Genomic DNA, 214 nt, shown 5'->3' with positions numbered 1-214 from the left:
TTGCATCAGGGGTAGGGGAGCGTTGAATGCGGGTTGAAGGTGTACCGGAAGGAGCGCTGGACTGCATTCAAGTGAGAATGCCGGTATGAGTAACGAAAAGATCTGTGAGAATCAGATCCGCCGAAAGCCTAAGGGTTCCTGAGGAAGGTTCGTCCGCTCAGGGTAAGTCGGGACCTAAGGCGAGGCCGATAGGCGTAGTCGAAGGACAACAGGT

At 54.7% G+C, this 214-nt stretch carries 1 rRNA gene; it reads left to right on the top strand.

Annotated features, from left to right (window positions below):
- Nucleotides 1–214: ribosomal RNA gene (locus HFD99_RS25435) — 23S ribosomal RNA — on the top strand; the annotation flags it as partial.

Source organism: Paenibacillus sp. EKM301P, assembly GCF_011800295.1.
GTDB classification, from domain to species: domain Bacteria; phylum Bacillota; class Bacilli; order Paenibacillales; family Paenibacillaceae; genus Paenibacillus; species Paenibacillus polymyxa.
The sequence above is the reverse complement of the archived record's forward strand: the minus strand, read 5'-3'. Positions and strand labels throughout refer to the sequence as shown.